Origin of the sequence: Fodinicola feengrottensis (assembly GCF_039530045.1) — a bacterium.
GTDB lineage: Bacteria > Actinomycetota > Actinomycetes > Mycobacteriales > HKI-0501 > Fodinicola > Fodinicola feengrottensis.
Map to the genome: position 1 here is coordinate 66,124 of NZ_BAAANY010000014.1, position 18,923 is coordinate 85,046.

The 18,923-nt window shown below is 68.3% G+C and carries 19 protein-coding genes; 9 read left to right on the forward strand and 10 right to left on the reverse strand.

The window, feature by feature from the left end:
* Positions 1-47: 47 nt before the first annotated feature.
* Entirely contained in the window at positions 48-218 is a 171-nt protein-coding gene (locus tag ABD301_RS19740; protein WP_163570324.1) for a hypothetical protein, read from the reverse strand.
* A 263-nt stretch (positions 219-481) separates the two neighbouring features.
* Between ABD301_RS19740 and ABD301_RS19745 the strand changes: the two genes are divergently transcribed.
* Both ABD301_RS19745 and ABD301_RS19750 read left to right on the forward strand, forming a co-directional pair.
* A complete protein-coding gene (locus ABD301_RS19745) occupies positions 482-1,090 on the forward strand; it encodes a hypothetical protein (protein ID WP_163570325.1) in 609 nt (202 codons plus the stop codon).
* Complete coding sequence (locus ABD301_RS19750; RefSeq protein WP_344311712.1) at positions 1,087-1,998, forward strand: hypothetical protein; 912 nt, start codon at positions 1,087-1,089, stop codon at positions 1,996-1,998. The genes ABD301_RS19745 and ABD301_RS19750 overlap by 4 nt, the downstream gene beginning before the upstream one ends.
* Here the strand turns inward: ABD301_RS19750 and ABD301_RS19755 are convergent.
* On the reverse strand, positions 1,995-3,068 hold the full coding sequence (locus tag ABD301_RS19755) for an alpha/beta hydrolase (RefSeq protein ID WP_344311714.1): 1,074 nt from the start codon (positions 3,066-3,068) through the stop codon (positions 1,995-1,997). The genes ABD301_RS19750 and ABD301_RS19755 overlap by 4 nt on opposite strands.
* A 107-nt stretch (positions 3,069-3,175) precedes the next feature.
* Positions 3,176-3,874, reverse strand: coding sequence for a rhomboid-like protein (locus ABD301_RS19760; protein WP_344311716.1), 699 nt, complete (start codon positions 3,872-3,874; stop codon positions 3,176-3,178).
* Positions 3,875-3,951: 77 nt separating this feature from the next.
* Between ABD301_RS19760 and ABD301_RS19765 the strand changes: the two genes are divergently transcribed.
* Positions 3,952-4,614 (forward strand): ArsR/SmtB family transcription factor, encoded by a 663-nt coding sequence (locus ABD301_RS19765; RefSeq protein WP_344311717.1) that lies wholly within the window; start codon positions 3,952-3,954, stop codon positions 4,612-4,614.
* Between the two features lie 11 nt (positions 4,615-4,625).
* Positions 4,626-5,012: a VOC family protein gene (locus ABD301_RS19770; protein ID WP_163570333.1), complete on the forward strand. Its 387-nt coding sequence runs from the start codon at positions 4,626-4,628 to the stop codon at positions 5,010-5,012.
* On the opposite strand, the gene ABD301_RS19775 is transcribed toward ABD301_RS19770, so the two are convergent.
* Complete coding sequence (locus ABD301_RS19775; RefSeq protein ID WP_344311718.1) at positions 4,988-5,626, reverse strand: hypothetical protein; 639 nt, start codon at positions 5,624-5,626, stop codon at positions 4,988-4,990. The two genes, ABD301_RS19770 and ABD301_RS19775, sit on opposite strands and share 25 nt — an antisense overlap.
* 57 nt (positions 5,627-5,683) lie before the next feature.
* Positions 5,684-6,655 (reverse strand): ArsR/SmtB family transcription factor, encoded by a 972-nt coding sequence (locus tag ABD301_RS19780; protein WP_344311719.1) that lies wholly within the window; start codon positions 6,653-6,655, stop codon positions 5,684-5,686.
* Between the two features lie 125 nt (positions 6,656-6,780).
* Between ABD301_RS19780 and ABD301_RS19785 the strand changes: the two genes are divergently transcribed.
* The 4 genes from ABD301_RS19785 (at position 6,781) to ABD301_RS19800 (ending at position 10,104) form a co-directional block, all read left to right on the forward strand.
* Positions 6,781-7,428 carry a C39 family peptidase gene (locus ABD301_RS19785; RefSeq protein ID WP_344311720.1) on the forward strand — a complete coding sequence of 216 codons (648 nt, stop codon included), beginning with the start codon at positions 6,781-6,783 and terminating at the stop codon, positions 7,426-7,428.
* A gap of 345 nt (positions 7,429-7,773) precedes the next feature.
* Entirely contained in the window at positions 7,774-9,048 is a 1,275-nt protein-coding gene (locus ABD301_RS19790) for a glycosyltransferase (protein ID WP_344311721.1), read from the forward strand.
* Between the two features lie 120 nt (positions 9,049-9,168).
* Entirely contained in the window at positions 9,169-9,741 is a 573-nt protein-coding gene (gene upp / locus ABD301_RS19795; protein WP_390624161.1) for a uracil phosphoribosyltransferase, read from the forward strand.
* The gene (locus tag ABD301_RS19800; protein WP_344311723.1) at positions 9,742-10,104 is read left to right on the forward strand and encodes an MmpS family transport accessory protein; all 363 of its coding nucleotides are present in this window, start codon (positions 9,742-9,744) and stop codon (positions 10,102-10,104) included.
* A gap of 12 nt (positions 10,105-10,116) precedes the next feature.
* Here ABD301_RS19800 and ABD301_RS19805 read toward each other — a convergent pair whose 3' ends face one another.
* The 4 genes from ABD301_RS19805 to ABD301_RS19820 all read right to left on the reverse strand — a co-directional run bounded on the left by ABD301_RS19805 (position 10,117) and on the right by ABD301_RS19820 (position 15,611).
* Positions 10,117-11,742 (reverse strand): phospho-sugar mutase, encoded by a 1,626-nt coding sequence (locus ABD301_RS19805; RefSeq protein ID WP_425551966.1) that lies wholly within the window; start codon positions 11,740-11,742, stop codon positions 10,117-10,119.
* Positions 11,743-11,778: 36 nt separating this feature from the next.
* Complete coding sequence (locus tag ABD301_RS19810; RefSeq protein ID WP_344311726.1) at positions 11,779-13,851, reverse strand: serine/threonine-protein kinase; 2,073 nt, start codon at positions 13,849-13,851, stop codon at positions 11,779-11,781.
* Between the two features lie 118 nt (positions 13,852-13,969).
* Entirely contained in the window at positions 13,970-14,773 is an 804-nt protein-coding gene (locus tag ABD301_RS19815; RefSeq protein ID WP_344311727.1) for a purine-nucleoside phosphorylase, read from the reverse strand.
* A gap of 43 nt (positions 14,774-14,816) precedes the next feature.
* Entirely contained in the window at positions 14,817-15,611 is a 795-nt protein-coding gene (locus ABD301_RS19820; protein WP_344311728.1) for a methyltransferase, read from the reverse strand.
* Between the two features lie 86 nt (positions 15,612-15,697).
* On the opposite strand from ABD301_RS19820, the gene ABD301_RS19825 reads away from it, so the two are divergent.
* Positions 15,698-16,231 carry a TetR/AcrR family transcriptional regulator gene (locus ABD301_RS19825; protein WP_313885795.1) on the forward strand — a complete coding sequence of 178 codons (534 nt, stop codon included), beginning with the start codon at positions 15,698-15,700 and terminating at the stop codon, positions 16,229-16,231.
* An 8-nt stretch (positions 16,232-16,239) separates the two neighbouring features.
* On the opposite strand, the gene ABD301_RS19830 is transcribed toward ABD301_RS19825, so the two are convergent.
* The gene (locus ABD301_RS19830) at positions 16,240-18,615 is read right to left on the reverse strand and encodes a serine/threonine-protein kinase (RefSeq protein ID WP_344311729.1); all 2,376 of its coding nucleotides are present in this window, start codon (positions 18,613-18,615) and stop codon (positions 16,240-16,242) included.
* Positions 18,616-18,923: the final 308 nt, after the last annotated feature.

Consider the following 18,923-nt stretch of genomic DNA (forward strand, 5'->3'; position numbering starts at 1 on the left):
CCCGAGCGGAAACCGGTCGTTTTCTGCTCGGTCATGGAAAGCGTTCGCTATGGGCAGCAGCTGGTGCGGACGGTTGGGCAGGTGTTGCCGCAGGTGTAGCAGCCGGTGTTCTCGCAGCCACGCGGACCTGTGGTGGTCAGGGACATGTCGTGGTCGGTGAGAATCAGCGGGTCGCTCAGCCGGATGTCAAGGTCGTATTCGTCCACGGGCGCGGTCATGAAATCTCCTTTTCGCAGGCGGATGTGGCCTCACCATCGTGCGCCCGCCACCAGTGGGCAACCAGAGACAATGATCGGGAAGCGGCCGGGAAGATTTCCCGGCGTACGAAAAGCAACCTGACCACCATTGATTCCTGGACAACGGTCGCCCCCGACCGGGGCACCGGGATCTTTCCGGGCAAACTACTGCTGACCGCTTCCGGCCGCTGCTACCGTAAGCATTACGTGACGCGCTCGACGCACAGCAGGAGGCTGGAACCCCGGTGGCTGCCATCATCGTCCCCGTCGGCTTCGACAACGGCCCCCGCTACGACCCGGATGCCGCGCCAGACAGCGGGCCGGAGTATTACGAGGTGTCGGAGCGCCGAAACTCCGCAGAGCTGCCCTTCGACGCGTACGAGGTTTGGCAGCTGGCGCATGTCGACGTCCAGTCCCACGCAGCTGGGGAGTTCAGTCGTGATCGACTGATCGAACTGGCCGCACGGACTGGTCGAGATGCGAATGGCATTGTCAACCGGCTGGTGGCGACGGGCCTGCTGGTCGAGTACGAGGTCGGTACGCCGTCGGCGATCAAGGTTTTGCAGAGCCACCAGTTGCATCCCACCGGCCAGGGCATCGGGAACACTCAGGAGCACCCGGAGATCTTCCGCATCGGCCGCAATGGCGAAGTGCTACTGGAAGTGGTCAACGAGGTCTATACGTTTTGGACTGTCTCGCACGGGTATCCCAGCATCTGGGACGCCGTACAGGACGATGCGCAAGCGATTCCAGCGGGACTGCCCTATCAGACGGCGGAGGAACTGGGCTACCTGTTCGCCGCGGCCATCCCGATGATTGTCGCATCTCATATGGGGGTGCTGGAGCCGATATGAGCGAGCCGGTGATTGGCTACCACAAGAGCCCCAAGATTCCGAAAGTCCGAGCCAGGAAGCCTTCGTTCTGGCCGCGGGTGGCGCGCGGCGGTCAGATTACTGGCACCGCGGTCACCGCTGGTGCCCGGAAAGCCTGGTTCGATCTCGTCGGGACGGTGACCTCGCTTGGCATCGCCGGCGTTGGTGCGTACGTGCTCAATTCCTCGCACCTGCCGGCGGGCGTCAAGGCGGTCGCCACCTTTGTGCTCGGCGGCAGTGTCACGGCCAAGGCCGGCGCCAGTTTCTGGTCGGAGACCGGCAAAACCACCGCTGACGAGCGGGCCAAGGATTCGCCGCAAACGGCCCGGGCGGGTGCCGACGAGCCGCGGATCGCGGCGTTGGAGCAGCGGGCCGCGAGCCTGGAGGCGGCCAACGCGCAGCTGCGGCTGAACAACGCGGCGGTGCTGGCCGACTATGCCAACATGCGCGAGCAGAACACCACCCTGCAGCAGTCCAATCATGCGGTTCGTACGCAAAATGTCGAGCTCTTCAACAAAATCGAGGAGTTAGCGAAGAAGTTCGACATGATCTGGACCGTCACTCAGGCGAATTCCACCATTGTCGGCGACCAGAAGAACCATCTCGAGAGTCACGACAACGCCCTGCAGGTCCAGGGCCAGAGTCTGGTACGTCACGAGAGCATGCTGGCCGGCCACGGCGAGGCTTTGTTCACCCACGAAGAAACCCTGAAAAGGCTCCGCCAGCAGTCAACGTCCGCGCCACCGCCATCCGTGGACGCGAACCGGGCGACCTCATTTTTCGACCACGCCAACGAAACTCTGGCCCGAGCGAACCAGGGTCCGGCTGAAACACCGCAGCAGCCGGACCCTGGCTATTACACCGACCCGAACATCGGCCCTATCCGCTAGCAGGACGAGCGACCGCCAGCGAAATGCCGGTTGGCCCAGGAAAGCGCCTGGGCATACCAGTCCGTGCTGTTCAGGTGCAGGTTCACGTCGTGGCCGGAGTTCGCAAGTACATAGCTTTCCAGGCACGCGTCCGCTGGATAGAACGGTTTTTCCTGCGCCTGCACGCGGGCGGAGGAGGAACAGTCCGAGCCGCCGAGGCCGCAGAAGATGATGTCCTTACCGCCGATGACCACCAATACTGGTACGTGAATATTGGACGTCGTCCCGTTCACCAGCACCAGCGGGAAAGTTGCCAACTCGCCAGCCGTGAAGGTGTCTTTCGTCGCCTCGTCGGTAGCGACGACCTGTGGGTCGGCGTTCGAAGCGTTGTAGAAGAAGCTCTTCCTGGTCCCGGGCTCGGTGGTGACAAAGCCCAGCGGCAGTTGGGTAAATCGGCCGGATGGGTCGATATTCGCGGGTTCGTTGAGATAGAGCGGGATCTGGGCGGCGCCGGTCGGCGCCAGTTTGTGCAAGATGCCGGTGTCGATCACGCCGTCCACATCGTGGAAGGTGGCGGCCTCGACCATGGCGGTGATCGATCCGTACGAATGGCCGACCGCGATGACCTTGTCGAACGCACCCAGCTGCGGGGATTTCAGCGCCCGGACGACCTGATGTGCCACGTACGCGTTGACGTCGGTGTTAATCAGGAGACTGTTCGGGCGTGAGCTTTGGCCGGTGGCGATCCGGTCGATGTCGAGGGTGGCATAGCCGGCCGGCACGGCATGCCGTACATACGAGTATCGGTCCGGATCATAGGGAAAATCCCAGTAGACGTGGTTGTACGTGCCGCCGGGCAGCAGCAGTTGGACGACGTCCGGGTGAGTTCCGGCCGGGCTGCAGAGCTCGCCGTAGACTTGGTAGTCGGCGGTTTGACCGGCGGCCAGCGAGACTGGAATGTGGACGGCGCGGCAGTCGATGGCAGCGGGCGTGGGTGCGGCGGCGGCGGGGCCGGACAGGAACAGCGCCGCGCTCGCCACCAGTCCGGCGGCCAGCAGAGCACGCGTACGGCGGGCTACGAATGCAGCCATGGAAAGATACCTCCAGAATGACCCGGGAAAATAGCCAACAGAGACGAAAGTCGCCTCAAGCCATGTCATTCTGGGGCACTTCGCCGCCGCCGACAAGATCGAAACCGTCACCTCGCTTCGGTGACATTTGTCAGTTCTGGCTTCGGATGGGAATGCCTGCGGCGCAACAGAACAGTGAGTCCACAGCCGAATCCGATGGCGGCGGCGAAGAGATGGCCGAAGGTCGCGAAATCTGGCAGGAAACCGCTCCAGTCGGCGCCGATCAGTGGCCACGCGATCACCGCGGCGGCCGCGAAAGGGCGGAAAATTGGTCGTACCAGCAGGGCGCTGGTGGCGAGAACGGCCTGTGCGCCATAGCTGATCCCGAAATCGTACGCGTGCCGGACGCTGTCCGGATATCCGCCGTGTGCGATGGCCAGCAAAATGACCGGTGCGGTCAGTAAAGTCCCGCCGACGTGCCCGGCGGCGAAGAGGCCGAAGGCGCGCGGGGCGCCGTAGCGGCGTTCCAGCCAGGGCAGGCACACGATAACGCCGGCGCCCAGTGTGATGAGCGTGCCAGCGAAGTCAAGCGAGTGGAAATCTGTCAGCATACCGTCGAAAAACAGCGCGCTGCCGACAAGTGAACCGATGGGATCGTGCTGCAGGTTACCCAGGTTGGTGCTCACTGCGAGCAGGAGCCGGCCGCGGGTCGGGGGTGTCAGAAACCAGTCGACCCACAAATGGGTAGCGAACAGCACAACGACATACGCGGTGGTGAAAGGGCTCCGCCGGGGATAGCTGGCGAGGCCGCGGACGACGCGGAGCACCCGGAAGACATTAGCCGACCCCCCTTGTGGACTCTCAACGGCTATTCTATAGTTCGTTAGAACGGTAGGGAGTGATCGTGAGCGAGTTCGTCGAAGAGCCGGTCTACGCGCAGCTGGCGCGGGTCGGGAAGGCGCTGTCGTCGCCCGTACGGCTGCGCCTGCTCGACCTCCTTGACCAGGGCGAACGCAGCGTTGAGCAACTGGCTGACGATGCTGGGGTGGGGCTCAAGAACACCTCAGCCCAGCTTCAGCAGCTGCGCGCGGCGCACCTCATCGTGGCCCGCCGGGACGGCAACCGGGTGCTCTACCGGCTGGCGGACCGGGACGTGTCGACATTTTTGGGGCAGCTGCAGGATTTCGCCGCGCACCGGCTGGCGGACCTGCGGGACGCGGTCGGTGAGTTGCTCGAGGAGCCGGCCGAATGGGCGCCGGTCACCGCCGAGGAATTGCAGCGCCAACTCGATAATCCGGCGGTGCTGGTGGTGGACGTGCGATCTGCCGCCGAATACGCCGCCGGCCATCTGCCGGGGGCAATCTCGGTCCCGGGCCGCCAGCTGCGTGACCGGCTCGACGACCTGCCGGTGGATCGCGAAATCGTCGCGTACTGCCAGGGACCCTACTGTGTCGCGTCGCCCCAGGCGGTGCGGCTTCTTCGCGAGCACGGCCGGCGGGCCCGCTCGCTGGCTGGCGGCGCCACCCGGTGGCGTCGTACCGGCCAACCTTTGGAAACATCCCTATAAGAGGAGGAAAAGTGCGAGTTATTGATTTCGATCATCTGGTGCTGGTCGCCGCGGACGTGGAGCGATCGTTGGACTTCTATCTGAACAAGCTTGGTATGGAGCCGGAGCGAGTGGACGAGTGGCGGGCGGGGAAGGCGCCATTTCCATCCGTACGGGTGAGCCCGACGACGATCATCGACATCATCGCCGGCTCTCGCCAGGAGTCCAATGTGGACCATTTCTGCCTGGTAGTGGAACCGTTGGACTGGCACGAAGTAGTGGAGTCCGGAGTCTTCACCGTGGTGGACGGGCCGGGTACCCGGTTCGGTGCCCGTGGCCGGGCGCAGTCACTTTATGTTCAGGACCCGGACAAGAACACGATCGAGCTGCGGTATTACCCGCCAGCCAACCAGCACTGAGCGGTTTTGTCCCACGAATAGGCCTCATTCGCGGTGCGGACCATCACTTCGAAATGGCCGGTTGGTGCGACGATCCCGTATGCGGAGAAATACTCGCGAGCAGACGCCGAGGCTGTGTGAGTGGTGATGGGTTTGTCGCCGAGCACTCCCGCGGAGTGGAATCCGGTGCTGGTCAGGGCCAGGATGGCGGCGACTCGGTCGGTCCCGCCAACCACCTGACAGGTGATTTCCCGGATCGACTCCGACTGTCCGTCCTCGTTGAAATCGTGATCAGCGTAGGTCGGGTCCGGATCGCCAACCATCCGCGGCGCGGCCGCCAGTGCCAACTGGCTGCTGCTGCGTTTGGCCACTCCGTCAAGGAAATTCCAGTTGCCGGCGGCGCATGGCCCGATGGCGGGCAGCGCGATGGTGGCAGCAGGTTTTGTCATCGGCGCCGACGGGTTCGCCGGTGGCTTTCGCTGATGCCGGCCAAGGGAGTGGCCGGCCACGAAAGCGCCACCGGCCAGCAGGACGACGGCGATGACGGCGGCCGCCCCGGTGATGGCACGGCGGGCCACGACATTCGCTTCGCCCATCGCTGTCGTGTTGGCGCGGTTGCCGTCGTTGCCTGTCACGTCATCAACCCTTTCATCGGCGTACTCCTGGGACGCCGATGGGGCCTGGTTTGGTTGTCAGCTGCCGCAGAGCAGGGCGGTGCCCAGTGGCGTACGGCTGTGCAGCATCGTGTTGCCGGCGCGTCGACTGACGATCAGTCCTGCGCGGCGCAGCACCGACGCGTGCTGGCTGGCCGAGGCGAGCGAGATGCCGAGCCGGCGGGCCAACTCGCTGGTGCTGCAGCCGGTCTCGTCCAGATGTCGTAGGACCTCCCCGCGGGTGCTCCCGACCAGCGCGGCGAGCGCGTCCTCGCCGCTCGGAACGCGCGCGTCCAACCCCGTCTCCTGCTCCACTGGGTAGACCAGCGTGGGCGGCAGGCTCGGATCCAGCAAAGTGACCGCATAGTGCCAGCAGAAAACGGACGGCACCAGCAGCAACCCGCGACCGCCGAGCTGGAGGTCCTGGTCCAGCGGATACTCCACTTCCAGCACGGGCGGCCGCCAGTGCGCCATCGGCACCAGCGACTCCAACAGGGCCTCGGCGCCGCCGTCCAGCAGAGCGCGCGCTCGTACGGCACGATCCGCGTCGACAAGCGCGTGCAGGCGCTGTGCGTACGGACCGACTGCCGTGTGGTGATAGTGCGCCAGGGCGTCCGCGAGCTTGTCCAGGTTGTACTCGGTCGGAAGGTCGCGGCGCTGGTCCGGCGACCGGCTGGACGCCAGCAGCTCCAGCTCCTGCGAGACCTGGCCGCGGGGGGTCCGTACGACCGCGGAAACGGCGTCCGAGAACGAGCCGTTCGGGTCCGCGGGGGTGAGGAAGTCCGGGAAGTAGCCTGCCGTCGGTATCAGTGGCCTGAGCTGGCGCAACGCCTCGTACGACGGGTTGTTGGCGAGCCGGGAGCCGGTCCGCTGCCGCCAGTTCGCGAACGCCGGGCCACCCTGCCGCCCGCTCAGCATCTGCAGGCTGAGCACGGTCTCCCAGAGCTGGTGGGGCTGGCGCGCCACCCGCAGCCGACCGAGGTCTTCGCTGTCGAACCAGATGCGCAACAAGCCGGTTCACCGCCTCCGGGCGTCAGCGCTGTTTCGGCCAGCGCTGAAAGATGCGGCGGATCCACCGCATCCAGCCTCATTCTGGACGAAGCGTGCTCACCCTGCAGGGAAATGGGGAGAAACTGATGATGCGACGAATCACAGCGGCAGTGGCCGTGTTGATGGGGCTATGCCTGAGCCTTTTCGGCGCGAGTGCGGCATCCGCCTTCGCGATTACCCCGGCTGGAGTCCTGTCCGCCGCGCCCGCTGGCGCCACGACGCTTTCGTACACCTGGCAAGGACAGCAGACCTATTACTACTGCGGCCCCGGCTCGACCCGGATGGTGCTCAGCGCTCGGATGTCGCCGCCATCCCAGGACACCATCGCCGGTTGGGAAGGCACCACCAGCAACGGGACCGACGACACGGCGAATGTCGTCTCGGCGCTCAACCATTTCCTCAACACTGGTTGGTACGAGCGAAAAGCAGTCAGCGACCCGCCCACCCAGGCCCAGCGTGACCTGCTCAAACAGGACATCGTTTACGACGTCGACCGGGGCTACGGACTGGTGGCGAACGTGGTCAGCGGCTGGCGGCCGCCGGGCTACCCGAGTGGCACTATTTACCATTACGTCGCGATTGTCGGCTACGCCGACGACGGCGACACCGCGGTGATCGGCGACCCAGCCGGCGGCGGCGCCGGTGGCGGGAGTTGGAGCAACGTGCCGCAGCAGTACTCGATCAGCACGTACGACCTCGGCACCTGGATCGGCGAGAAGGCGTACGCGGCTTAGTTCGCAACGAAAACGCCACGGCGTCGACAGCAGCACAATGTCCCGCACTCGACATCGAGTGCGGGACATTGTGCCGCTCTCAACGACCAAGGTGCGTCCAAGACTCCCATCGCGGCGGTCTGTCGACTGGACCACTATTCCTGAGACCTGACGAACGGTGGCTTCGGCCCCATCCAGCGACTGGCCGGATGCGGCCAGCGGCGGCTCGGCGAAGAGTCGTCGCGGGCCCGGTGAAGTCTGGGGAAAGTCTTGGTGCGAAACCGGCAGGGCGGGCGACGACCGGGCGGCGGTGCCCCTACGGTGTGATTTGTCCGATTGTTTGGCTGTGCCCTCACTGGAGCCCAGATGCGCGACAGCGCTCTCCCGGGACCGTCCCGGATCGCCCATTTCACTGACACCTGGCTGCCTCGCCGCGACGGGGTCGTCACCAGCCTGCAGACCCTGGACCGGCAGCTGCGCGCGGCCGGCCGGCAGAGCCTGGTCGTGGTGCCGCGGCACCGGGACGCCGTCGCCGAGCCCGGCCAGTCCCTGCACACCCTCCGATCGCTGCCGTGTGGCGTCGGTCAGCTGCGGCTCGCGCCGCTGCCCGGTCGCCGGCACACCGACGCGATCGCCGGCTGGGAACCGGACCTGGTGCACGTCCACACGGTCGGGCCGATCGGCCTGCTCGGTGTCTATGCGGCTACCCGGCTGGGCGTGCCGCTGGTGCACACGTACCACACGGACTTGCACGCGTACGCCGATGCTTATCGGGTGCCGACGCGCGCGCTCCAGCTCGCTGTGGCGGCGTACCGGCGACGGCTCGCTCCCGGCGGCCGGCCGGCGATGCGTACGGTCGGAGACAACCCGCGGCGCGCTCTGGTGGACGAAGGTCTGCGGCTGCTTTTCGGCCAGTCCGATGCGGTGGTGCTGCCGACCCGCGCGATCCTGGACCGGGTCCGGCTGCCGGTGCCCGCCGATCGGCTGCACGTGCTGCCGACCGGGGTCGAGGGGCGGACCGTACGGTCGTCGGAGGTGATGGCGTTCCGGCAGCGGCATGGGGTGTCGACTCGTGACCGGCTGGTGCTGTCCGTCGGACGGGTGACCGCCGAGAAGGGAATCGACCTGCTGCTACCGGCTTTCGCTCGGGTGCTGGCCGCCGAGCCGCGGGCTCGGCTGGTGCTGGTGGGGACGGTCTACGACCGCGAGGCACTGTCCGCCGCTTTGCGCGCCAGCGGCCTCGGCCGCCGGGTCGTCCTGGCCGGCGAGCTGGCCCCGCAGCGCGTCGCCGCCGCGTACGCTGCCGCCGTCCAGTCCGGGGGCGTCCTCGCCTTCGCATCGCGTACGGACACCCAGGGTTTGGTGTTGTCCGAGGCCGCTCACGCTGGCCTCCCATGCGTCATGGTGGACGCTGAGTTGCTGGCCGCCGGCCCGCTCGCCGGCGCGGCGCTGTGCGCTCCGGCGACGACTGCCGGTTTCGGTGCCGCGATCGAGCGGCTGCTGGCGAATCCGGTGCTGGCGGGCGCGTTGGCGGACCGGGCCCGCAGAGCGGTGCTTGCGCACACCCCGCAGGCCTATGTGACGTCCATGCTGTCGATCTATGCGGCCGCTGCTGGCGTACGCGATCGGATGGCCGCCTAAGAGCAGTTCAGGCTGCCTGATGTGGGGGCAGCGAGGGCGTCGGATAGCGTGCGTGCTGTGGATGCTGCTTTGGACACCCTCGTTGTGGATCACCCGCTGGCGGCCGCGCGGCTGACCACGATGCGGGACGCGCGGACGGATTCGGCGACCTTCCGAGCCGCGCTCGCTGAGTTGACCGTCATGTTGGTCTACGAGGCCACCCGTACGCTGCCGGTCGACAAGTACCAGATCCACACGCCGGTGGCGCGTACGACCGGATACCGGCTGGCGAACCCGCCACTGCTGGTGCCGGTGTTGCGGGCGGGGCTGGGGATGGCGAACGCGGCGCTCGGGTTGTTGCCGGAGGCCGCGATGGGGTTCGTCGGGCTGGCGCGCGACGAGAAGACCTTCGAACCGCGGGCATACATGGAGTCGCTGCCGGCCGACCTCACCGGCCGGCCAGTGTTCCTGCTGGACCCGATGGTCGCGACCGGCGGGTCCATAGAGCACGCCGTACGGCTGCTGACCACTCGCGGCGCCAGCGAGATCACGGTGATCTGCGCGCTGTCGGCCCCCGAGGCGCTCGCCGCGCTGGCCGAGGCGAAGCTGCCGATCCGGATCGTCACGGCGAGCGTGGACGAGCGGTTGAACGACTCGAAGTACATCGTGCCGGGCCTCGGCGACGCCGGCGACCGGCAGTTCGGCGCGGTCTAGATGCGGCTACGGCTGTCGCTGGCTGTGGTGACGGCTTTGCTGCTGGCCGCCGGTTGTGCGGCGGCTGGCCCGCCGCACACCGTCAAACTTTCGGTCACCGCCAAGGAACCTGGCTCGGTCGGCGAGATCTCGTACCAGATCGGCGTCGGCGCGAGCGTCCAGAAAGTCACCGACGCGGACATTCCGTGGACCGTGACGATCAAGGACCCGCCCAACGGCGTCGCCCGGCTCTCGCTGACGGTCGCCAACCTGTCCGACCCGTCGATCATCGTCGCCGAAGCCACCTTCACCTGCACGGTCACTGTGGACGGCAAGGTCGTCGCCACCAGGACCGCACGTGAAACCGTCACCTGCGCCCACTGACGTGGGCGTGCGTCAGAGGCCCAGGGCGGTGGCGATTTCGGTGCGCAGGGTTGCCAGTGACCGGTCGGCGCGGGGGCCGGCGTCGGGGGCGAAAGGTTCGACTGTTTCCAGGTAGGCCTTCAGTTTTGGCTCGGTGCCGGAAGGGCGGACGACGACGCGGACGCCTTCGGCTCGTACGGTCAGCACGTCCGCGCTGGGCAGTCGGTCGGTGATTTCGGTGACCGGGCGGCCCAGCAGCGTTGACGGTGGGTTCGACCGCAGTCGGGCCATCATGGTGGCGATTTCGGCGACATCGGTGACGCGTACGGACAGTTGGTCGGTCCGGTGCAGGCCGTACGCCGCCGCCAACTCGTCCAGCCGGTCGGTCAGGGTCCGTCCGTCGGCCTTCAGTCGGGCGGCCAGGTCGGCGATCAGGACCGCGGCGGAGATGCCGTCCTTGTCGCGGACGAGGTCGGGCGCGACGCAATAGCCGAGCGCTTCCTCATATCCATAAGCGAGTGGCACGCCGGTCTCATCGCCGCCCCGGACGATCCACTTGAAGCCGGTCAGCGTTTCCGCGTACGGCTGGCCTGCGGCCGCGGCGATCGACTGGAGCAGCTGCGACGACACCACGGTCGTCGCGTACGTGCCGGTCCGGCCGAGCCTGAGCAGATGGTCGGCGAGCAGTACGCCGACCTCGTCGCCGCGCAGGATCCGCCAACCGGCCGGCGTCGGCACCGCGACGGCGCACCGGTCGGCGTCCGGGTCGTTGGCGATCGCGATATCCGCTCCGGTCCGCGCGGCCAGCGCCTGGACCAGGTCCATCGCGCCGGGTTCCTCCGGGTTGGGAAACGGGACGGTGCTGAAATCCGGATCCGGATGGTGCTGCTCGGGCACCGAGGCTGGCTCGGCGAAGCCGGCTTTTTTGAATACCCCCAACAAAGTCTCGGCGCCGACACCGTGCATCGCGGTGTACGCGACGGTGATGTCCTTTGGTGCGGCCGGATCGACCAGCGCGGCGACGGCGTCCACATAGGACTCGACGAGGGTGTCGTCGATGATTTCCCCGGCATCACCCAACGGCACGGCCGAGAGTGGGCCGACGGTCCGGATGGCGGCCTCGATGCCGGCGTCGACAGGAGGCACGATCTGCCCGCCGCGGCCGTCCTCGCCGCCCAAATAGACCTTGTAGCCGTTGTCCGCGGGGGGATTGTGGCTGGCCGTGACCATCACCCCGGCGGCCGCGTCGAGCGCCCGCACCGCGTACGCGAGGACCGGTGTGGGCAGCCGCGTCCGCAACCGCAGTGCGCGCCGGCCGGCGCCGGTGAAGACGGCCACCGCCTCGTCGGCGAACTCCCGCGATCCGTGCCGTCCGTCGAACCCGACCACCACTGGCCCAGCCGGGCCAGCACTGTCCAAATAGGACACCAGGCCGCGGCTGGCGGCCCGTACGACCGCGCGGTTCATCCCGTTGGGCCCCGCTCGGAGGACTCCGCGCAGCCCGGCCGTACCGAAAGTCAGCGGCTGCGCGAACCGGTCGGCGAGCTCGGCCTCGCTGTCCGGCCACTGGTCAAGCAGAGCCTGCAGCTGCGCCTGGGTAGCCGGATCTGGGTCGTCGTCCCGCCACGCGGCGGCGGCCGCGCGCAGGTCAGTCTGCATTGCCATCCCGCCATCGTGCCGGACGGCCGGTGACGGTCAGAGGCTGACCTTGGTGCCAGCCACCACCTGCTGGAAAAGTGGCAGGTACGTGGCGAAATCCGATTCGTTGGCCATGTAGGAGAGTTGGTACGACTTCCCGTTCTGGCCAATCGCGCCATAGAGCAGGTTGTGCCGCTGGACGCCGTTGTTCGACCAGGTGAACTCCCAGATCGCGCCATCGGAGCGGCCGGCGAACGAGGTCGCCTTCAAGGTGAGTACGTGAAAGCCCGGAATGTAGTACCTCGAGCCGGCCGCCGCGTCGGCGCGAGCCTCGCTGCCATCCTGGAAAACCTTCAGCGCCGACGAGGTGCCCGGTCCGCCGGGGTTGGAGAACGAGATCCGGATTTTCTGGCTGTCCGGGTTGTTGAGCGGCCCGTAGCCGATCAGCGTCGGGTCGCCGCTGTCCTTGCGTTCCCAGGTGGCCGGGACCGGCACCAGATAGCCGGGGAACAGGCTCACCGGGCTGACCGAAGGCGCTGGTGTGCCAGTCGAGCTGGGGTTGGTCGAGTACGTCGGTTGGGGCGTGGGCGGCGTCGCGGTGTTGGCCTTGTCGTGGTTCAGGCTCAACACGACGACGATGCCGGCGCCGGCCGCCAACGCAAGGGCCAGGACGATCCCGATGATGACCAACGGGGTCTTGGAGCGCCGGCGAGGCGGCGGCGGTTGGTACGGCGGTTGGTGCGGTTGTGGGGTCGGGTGGACTTGCGGCTGGCCGTAGCCGTACGGCGGGCTGCTCGGCGCGGTGGTCCGGCCGCTCACCGGTGGTTGCGGCGCGGGAGGCAGCGGGTGCGGCACCGGCGGAAGGGGTGCCGGCGGGCTGGAGACGGCTGCGTGGCCGGTCGGTGGCCGCCCGGTTGGCCGCTCGGTTGGCCGCTCGGTTGGCCGCCTGGTTGGCCGCTCGGTTGGCTGCCCGGTCGGCTGCGGTGCCGGCGGGGCGGAGACCGACGCCCGGCCGATGGGCAACTGGCCCATCGGGAGCACCTGGGTCTGGTGCACCTGGACGGTCGACGCGTCCTCTTCCGACGGCGGTGCAGGCACGGCTCCGGGCCCGACCGGCTGGTGCCCGTACGCCCCCGGTTGCCCCGAAACCAGATGCCCGTACACCGGTCCAGGCTGGCCGGAGGCCGGCGCTCCAGACACTGGCGTCCCACCTGTGTGAGCCGCGCCGGGCCAGGTCAGCGGGGGAGGCGGCTGGGCTGGTACGGCCGCGGTCGGCGGCAGCAGGGACGGGCTGGCCGAGCCGCCGCGGATGGCACGCTCCAACGCCTCGGCGGCGCCTTGGGCGGACAGCCGCCGGTACTGATCCTTCTCCAGCAGCCCAGTCAGGACCGGTTGCAGGGGACCGGCCAGCCGGTACGGGTCGGGGGGCTCGTTGAGGATCGCGGCGAGGGTCGGCAGCGGGCCTTCCCGGTCGAAAGGCGGCCGGCCCTCGACAGCGGCGTAGAGGGTGGCGCCGAGCGAGAACAGGTCGCTGGGCGGCCCGACGGTTTCACCGCGTACCCGCTCTGGGGCGATGAAGGGCGGCGACCCGATCATCAGGCCGGGCGCGGTGAGCGAGGTCTTGTCGAGCTCGAAGGCGATGCCGAAGTCGGTCAGGCTGGTGGAGCCGTCGTTGTCGATGATCACGTTCGCCGGCTTCACGTCCCGGTGCAGCACCCCGGCGCGGTGGGCGGCGCCGAGCGCGCCCAGCAGCTCGAGCCCGATCTCGGCGACCCGCGGCGCCGGCAGCGGCCCGCTGTCCAGCACCATGTCGTCGAGGCTCTTGCCGGTGATCAGCTCCATCACCATCCACGGGTTCCCGTCGACGGTGAGCACGTCGTACACCCGGACGATCGCCGGATGCCGCAGCCGGGCGCCGAGCCGGGCCTCCTTGATGAGCCGGTCGGACATCTCCTTGCGTACGGTCGCGGACATGGTGCTCGGCAACAGCAGCTCTTTGAGCGCGACCTCGCGGTCCAGGATCAGGTCGCGGGCCCGCCAGACCCGGCCCATGCCGCCCTGGCCGATCGCGGACACGACCGTGTACCGCTCGGCGATGACCCGGCTTTCCCCGGCAGGCGCTCCGACCACGCAGCCAGGTTAGGGCCGCGAGATCGCGACCGGCATCGGCCGGCAGGTCAGGAGACCGTCACCGTGCCCCAAAGGGCAGGCCATCGCGAGGGCGAGCAATCGCCCTCGCGAAGTGAGGTCAGAGCTTGCTGACGATGGCCAGGAGCAGGTCGCCGATCGAGGCGGCAGCGGCCCGGCCGGCGTCCAGCACCTCGTGGTGGTCCAACGGCTGGCCGCTCAGCCCGGCGGCCACGTTGGTGACCATCGAGAGCCCGAGCACCTCCAGGCCGGCGGCCCGGGCGGCGATGGTCTCCAGGGCGGTGGACATCCCGACCAGGTCGGCGCCGACGGTGACCAGCATCCGGATCTCGGCCGGAGTCTCGAAATGTGGGCCGGGCAGCGCCGCGTACACACCCTCGGCCAGGTCCGGGTCGACCGTACGAGCGAGGTCGCGCAGCCGGGTCGCATACGCGTCCGTCAGGTCGACGAAGTCGGCGCCGACCAGCGGCGAGCGGGCGGTCAGGTTGAGGTGGTCGCTGATGAGGACGGGCTGGCCGATCCGGTAGCCCAGGTTGATGCCGCCGGCGGCGTTGGTGAGCACCACCGTGTGGCAGCCAGCGGCGGCCGCGGTGCGTACGTTGTGAACGACCGGCTCCACGCCGAGGCCCTCGTAGAGGTGCGTACGGCCGAGGAACACCAGCACCCGCCGGCCCTGGACCGTCACCGAGCGCACCTTGCCGACGTGCCCGAGCGCGGTCGGGGGCGCGAACCCGGGCAGGTCACTGACCGACACTTCCACGTCGGCGGCGCCGATCCGGTCGGCGGCCGGCGCCCAACCGGACCCGAGAACCACCGCCACGTCGTGCTTGTCCACACCGGTGGCGCGCGCGAGCGCGGCCGCGCTGTCGGCCGCGAGCTTTGCTGTTTCCTGAGATGAACTCACGGCCGCCGAGGGTAGTCGACCCCGTCACGCTCTCCGCACACAGTCAGGCCGGACCCTTGCGGCCGACGAGATGGAAGACCCGGCTGAGGTGGCGGTAGGGGTCTCGGCGGCTGGCCTCAAGTTCGACGGCGGCGGTGGCTTCCACCTGTTTCGCGTCTGTCGGGTCCAGTTCGGCGCCGCTGAAGTCGAGCCAGTCGACAAACAGCCACACCCCGTACCAGTCCAGCGGCCGCACGCCGCGGCTCTGGATGAGCTCGCTGACCTCCTCCACCGTGTAGTCACGGCCCGGCAGGCCCAGCACCCCCATCCCCTGTTTGGCGTCGAAGGACGCGAGGGCGTCGTCCCATCGTCGCTCCAAGGCGGGGCGTACGGCGGCAGCCTTGGGGTTACCGGTCATGATCGAGACGACGCCACCTGGGGCGGCGCATCGGCACAGCTGGTCGACCAACGGTCCCGGCTGCTCCAGATATCCGAGCACGCCGTGGCACAGTACGGCAGCGAAGCGCTGACCACCTACCGCCTCGTCTGCGTTCTCGCCATCGGCCTGCAAGAGCGTCACCCGTCGCTGGACCTCAGCCGGCAGTCGTTGGAGTCGCTGGCGCGCCTTGTCCAGCATCGCTGGCGACGAGTCCAGCAGCGTCACGTCGTAACCGGCCTGTGCCAGCGGAAACGACTGATGGCCCGCGCCGCCGCCAATGTCCAGCACAGTTGCCGGTGGGGCCGGCAGATGCTCCAGCAACTGCTGGTGCATCACATAAGTGCGCACGAGACCCTTCACTGAGGCGTACGCCTTATCGGCGAACTGATCGGCCACGGTGGCCCAGATGTCGTCGGTCACCACCCCAACTTATCAGTTGGTAGTTAGTAACTAGTAACTTAATGACCATGACCACACGCATGAGTGGACCGGAACGACGAACCCAGGTGCTCGGGATCGCCGCGAGGGAGTTCGCCGACCACGGACTTCACGGTGCGTCGATCGAGGCGGTCGCGCGTGAAGCGGGCATCACACAGGCGTATGTGTTCCGGATGTTCAAAACCAAGAAGGCGCTGTTCCTGGAGCTCGTCGGCGCGGCCTTCGATCGCTTCAGCGATGGCATGGCGCAAGCCGCCAGCGGCGCCCAGGGGTTGAGCGCCCTGGCCCTGATGGGGGCGCAGTACTACGACTCGCTGGCCGACCGCACCACCCTTTTGTTGCAGCTACAGGGCTTCGCCGCAGGTGGTGACAGTGAGGTCCGCGATGTCGTACGGACGCGACTTGCTCGCATGTGGGACACGGTCGCCGATGCGACGGGCCTGGATCCGGTGACGGTGAAGTCGTTTCTCGCCTTCGGCATGCTTCTCAACAACGTGGCCGCCCTCGATGTCGACGAGGTGACCGAACCGTGGGCCGAGGGCGTGCGTACGCGTATCCATCAGGGACTCTTCGAGCACATCACTACCCAAACCAACAGCTGAGGGGAAGGTCAGCTGAGCTGGAAAGTGGCGGACACCTGGTCGAGCAGGGCGCGGTGGCTGGCGAACTGACTTTCCGGCGCGGACAGGGCCAGTTGATAGCTGACGCCGTCGATCACCACGCCCCGATAAAGCGTGTGCCGCCGCTCGGACTCGCCGTCCCGCTGGTACGACCACTCCCAGTCGGCGGCGGCGTACTTTCCCATCTTGCCCGTGCCGTAACCAATCAGCTGGTACGCGCTGCCGCCGCCGACGCCGCGTTCCTGGCGCCGCGAGCCGGACTCCCAGACCTGGTGCTGGTCTGCGTTGCCGGCCTTCTCGGTGTTCAGCTGGATCCAGACCAGCTTGCCTGGGTCATAGAACCGGACCTGGTTGGTGCCCTGCGAGGTCCAGCCGGTCGGCACCTGAATCTGGAAGCCGCTCTGGTGCCGGTAGGGCGTCAGGTTGACTGCCGGGGCCGACGTACCTGCCGACGGTTTGCCACCACGGCCGAGGCCGACGCCCACCAGCACGCCGACGATGACGAGAACCACGACGATCGCCGCCGCGATGCCGATGATCAGCAGGGTCTGCCGGTTGGGGTGCGACCGCGGTGGGAGCGGCGGGGCGGGCTGCGGCAACGGCGGCGGTGACATGGGCTGGGGCGGTGTGCCGTAGGGCACCTGGGTCGTCTGCTGGGGCCTGGCCGGCTGCCCGACCTGCTGGTAAAGCTGCTGGTAGTTGTCCGCGTACGGCTGCTGGGCCGCGGCCGCCGGGGTGCCCGCGACGCCGTACGAGAACGCCGACTGCCCGGCCGCTGCTGGCTGGCCGCCAGGCAGGGCCGGCATCGCCGTGGTGGCGGCGGGACCGACCCAAATCGCACCGGCCGGAGCGCCGCTGGACTGGCCCGCCGGCGAGCCCGCTCCGGAAGCCGGCGGATAGCCCCCGCCGCTTGACGGGTAGCCGGAAGCAGGAGCTGACGCGTACCCATCGCCGCCGCTCGGCGCATAGCCGGCTACAGAAACATAGCCGGTTCCAGCAGCATGGCCGGCTCCAGAAGCTGGCGTGACGCCGGACATCGCGGCAGCACCGCTCGTCGGGTCGGCCGGGGCCGATGCGAGTGCGGCGGGCGTCATCGCGGGCGGTGCGCTCGCCGGCATCACCGGTACGGCGCCGGGGCTGACGGCGACCGGCAGCTGCGCGTCCGGCTCGCGGTCGCCCAACACGGCCGCGCCGGCTTCGTGGGTGCCAGGTTCGTGAGCGCCGTGTCGTACGGGCTCGGGCTCAGTCACCGGCTCTGCGGCCGCCGGCTCCGGGACCGTCTTCTCGTCGTCCGGCGCTGGCTGGTTGGTCGGCAGCGGCATCCACATCGTCGCGTCGCCGGCCGGCTCGGCGGCCGGAGCCGTTAGCGAAGCCGCCGGCACCCCGCTGACCTGCGCCGCGACCTGATCGCTGGATGGCTGGTGGCCAGGCAGCGGCGCCGGCGTGTGCTGCACGGTCTGGGCGACCAATGCGGCCCGCCGGGCGGCATCGCTGTCGGTGTCGCTGTCCAGGCCGGCCCCGAGGATGGACAGCAGGCCGGCGCGGGCCCGGGCGTGCGTGAACCGGTCGTTCGGGCTCTTGCGCAGCAGGCCGGCGAGCACTGGTACGAGCGGGCCGGCCAGCGTCATCGGGTCCGGGTCCTCGCTGACCACCGCGGTCAGGGTGGGCAGCGGGTCGCCCCGGTCGAACGGCGGTTTTCCTTGCACCGCCGCATAAAGCGTGGCGCCGAGCGAGAAGAGATCGCTGGACGGCCCGAAAGCCTGGCCGCGGGCGCGTTCGGGCGCGATGTACTGCGGGGAACCCAGCAGCAGCCCGGTGCTGGTCAGCGACGAGTCACCGGGTGCGGAGGCGACTCCGAAGTCGGTCAGTGTGGTGCGACCGTCGGCGGCCACCATCACGTTGCCGGGCTTGATATCCCGGTGCAGGACACCCGCGGTGTGGGCGGCTTCCAGAGCACCCAGCACGGCCAGCCCGATGGCCGCGACCGTACGCGGTGGCAACGGCCCGTCCTCGCGGATGACGTCGGCCAAGCTGCGGGCGTCCAGCAGCTCCATCACGATCCACGGGCGACTGTCGTCGTCGACCACGTCGAAGATCCGGATCACCGCCGGATGGTTCAGCGCCGCCGCGGAGCGGGCTTCGCGCAGCGTGCGCTCGCAGAGCATGTCGCGCTCGGCGGCCGGCAGGCCGGGCGGCAGCAGCACTTCCTTGACCGCCACCTCGCGCCGCAACAGCTCGTCGGTGGCCCGCCAGACGGTGCCCATGCCGCCGGCGCCGATGGTCGCGTGCAGCACGTACCGCCCGCCGATGCGTCGCTCGCTCGGAGGGTTGCCGGAGCCCCGCTGGCCGGGGTGTGCGGTAGTCACTTCCCTCCGTTCTACCGGATGCACCCAACCGGCCGCGAACCGGCAGTCCCGCAAAACCCCGCTCAAGAAGGCCAAAAAAAGGACAGAACGTCAGATAATGGCTTACGTTTTTCTGGTCTCGTAGGGTCAACGTTTCGCGCGGATCGTACGTACGAACTCACTCTGCGCGGCTGTCCAAGCAAAACTGCCCTAGCGCGATCGACAGTGGCCGACCGCGTCCTCGTACGGCCATCCTGCCGTGATCTCCAGTTCACGTAGTGTCACCAGGTCAGGCCCAGCCTGGTTGTTCCGCTGAGCCCCGCGAGCGC

Excerpts from the sequence above, each read along its gene's own strand:
- ABD301_RS19790 (WP_344311721.1), top strand. The coding sequence starts at position 7,774 with ATGCGCGACAGCGCTCTCCCGGGACCGTCCCGGATCGCCCATTTCACT.
- upp (WP_390624161.1), top strand. The coding sequence starts at position 9,169 with ATGCGGGACGCGCGGACGGATTCGGCGACCTTCCGAGCCGCGCTCGCT.
- ABD301_RS19785 (WP_344311720.1), top strand. The coding sequence starts at position 6,781 with ATGATGCGACGAATCACAGCGGCAGTGGCCGTGTTGATGGGGCTATGC.
- ABD301_RS19755 (WP_344311714.1), bottom strand. The coding sequence starts at position 3,068 with ATGGCTGCATTCGTAGCCCGCCGTACGCGTGCTCTGCTGGCCGCCGGA.
- ABD301_RS19740 (WP_163570324.1), bottom strand. The coding sequence starts at position 218 with ATGACCGCGCCCGTGGACGAATACGACCTTGACATCCGGCTGAGCGAC.
- ABD301_RS19805 (WP_425551966.1), bottom strand. The coding sequence starts at position 11,742 with ATGCAGACTGACCTGCGCGCGGCCGCCGCCGCGTGGCGGGACGACGAC.
- ABD301_RS19800 (WP_344311723.1), top strand. The coding sequence starts at position 9,742 with ATGCGGCTACGGCTGTCGCTGGCTGTGGTGACGGCTTTGCTGCTGGCC.
- ABD301_RS19750 (WP_344311712.1), top strand. The coding sequence starts at position 1,087 with ATGAGCGAGCCGGTGATTGGCTACCACAAGAGCCCCAAGATTCCGAAA.